This window comes from Enorma phocaeensis (assembly GCF_016901575.1).
Taxonomy (GTDB): domain Bacteria; phylum Actinomycetota; class Coriobacteriia; order Coriobacteriales; family Coriobacteriaceae; genus Limicola; species Limicola phocaeensis_A.
This window is the reverse complement of the sequence record NZ_JACJKQ010000050.1, coordinates 1-1,703: the sequence shown is the minus strand read 5'-3', so window position 1 is coordinate 1,703 and position 1,703 is coordinate 1. Positions and strand designations below refer to the sequence as shown.

General features: G+C 61.4%; 2 protein-coding genes and 1 rRNA gene. All 3 read left to right on the top strand.

What is annotated here, in order from left to right; genetic code table 11:
• Positions 1 to 85, top strand: a 5S ribosomal RNA gene (gene rrf / locus H6A15_RS10765); the annotation flags it as partial.
• 174 nt (positions 86 to 259) lie between these two features.
• Entirely contained in the window at positions 260 to 979 is a 720-nt protein-coding gene (gene coaE / locus H6A15_RS10110) for a dephospho-CoA kinase (protein WP_204673631.1), read from the top strand.
• Entirely contained in the window at positions 972 to 1,562 is a 591-nt protein-coding gene (locus H6A15_RS10105) for a lytic transglycosylase domain-containing protein (protein WP_204673630.1), read from the top strand. Before coaE ends, H6A15_RS10105 begins: the two co-directional genes overlap by 8 nt.
• Positions 1,563 to 1,703 lie beyond the last annotated feature (141 nt).

Below are 1,703 nucleotides of genomic sequence, written 5' to 3'. Positions count from 1 at the left end.
GTCCCGTTCCGAACCCGGAAGCTAAGCCCCCTCGCGCCGAGAGTACTGCGGGTGCAGCCCGTGGGAGGGCAGGGCGCCGCTGGCCGGTGGGCGGCACCGGGCCGGGAGGCCCCCCCGGGGGCCGGCGTAGGGGCCCCGGGCCCCTTTTTTCATGCCGGGGCGGGGCGGTGGGGATTCCGCCCGTTTTCGCAGGCCTTAGCGTTGGTATCTCTATATTGCGGTAAGCTGCTATGGTTATGCCATGGCTAGGTAGGGATATATGTACGCAGCGTTTTTCATAGGTAATATCGCTTCTGGCAAGTCGACCGCCACGCGTTATCTCGAGTCGCTCGGCGCGACGAGGGTCGACTTGGATCAATGGGCTAAAGACCTCTATTACCCTGGATCCGATGTTGTGGGCGAGATCGCTGACGCGTTCGGTCTCGATGTGCTGTCTCAAGACGGAGGCATCAACAGATCCGTGCTCGCCGAGCGCGCTTTTGCCTCTGATGAGGCCGTCCACACGCTTAACAGTATCGTGCATCCTAGGCTCAAGCGTCGCCTGTCCGAATTGCTGCTGCCATCCCTTTGTTGCTCGGTTTCTGCCCCTGACATCCCGCTGCTTGTGGTGGAGGTGTCTGTCCCTGAGGCCTTCCTGGACATGTTTCCGCTCGCTGACGCAGTCGTGGCGGTCTCGGCTCCGCTTGACGAGAGGCGTTCGCGCGCTGTGTCCCGCGGGATGAGCCAGGACGATTTCGATGCTCGCGCGCTATGCCAGCCTTCCGAGGAGGAGCTCTGCGCCATGGCGACGGTCGTGATAGACAACACGAGCACTGATGACTCGCTCTTCGATTCGCTCGATTCCTGGGTCCAGTCGCTCCCGATTGGCGCTGAGCTGGCTGTCGACTCATATGAAGGGCCTGGAGCTTCGAGGGCTCAGGATGCTTCCGTTGAGGGGCCGAAGCCCGCTGCCGATGTTACGGGGGAGACATATGAGTAGGCGGCCTCGGCTTTTCTCGTGGTATCGGCTCATCCCCCTTATCGTCGTCGCGGTTTTCGGGGTTGCATCGGCTTTGTTCTCGTTCGCGCCGTCGCTTATCTTCGGCGCGCTTTATCCGCTTCACCATGAGGGATATATCGTTCAGTCGTCGCGTTCACATGGGGTCGACCCCTATCTTGTTGCCGCCGTCATCAAGACCGAGTCAGACTGGGATGCCGAAGCCGTCTCCAGCAAGGGCGCGGAGGGTCTCATGCAGCTCATGCCCGAGACTGCGCAGGACATGATCGACAAGGGGATCGTAGACGGTTCGGTGTATTCAGCCGACAACCTCTTCGACGCTCAGACCAATATCGAGTTTGGCTGCGCGTACCTGTCCTATCTCCTGCAGTATTTCAACGGTGCCACGGACCGAGCGATCGCGGCGTATAACGCCGGAATGGGCAACGTTGATGACTGGGCCGAACAGGACACCGTGCTGCACAACGCGATCACGTTTCCCGAGACGCAGGCATACCTGTTCCGTGTCACGACCGCGCAAGAGCGTTACGAGGATCTATATCCAGACAGCTTCCTCAGCCAGTAGTTGCCTTAAGGCCCGACGCCATCGCGCGCCGGGCCTCCCCATATGAGGGGGCCGCCCGCCCCGACATGTGTCGGATTTGTGGAGGCGGAATTCCCCCTTGCGCGGCCCGCCCGGCGCTGGCAATATATTCACCTGCCGCGC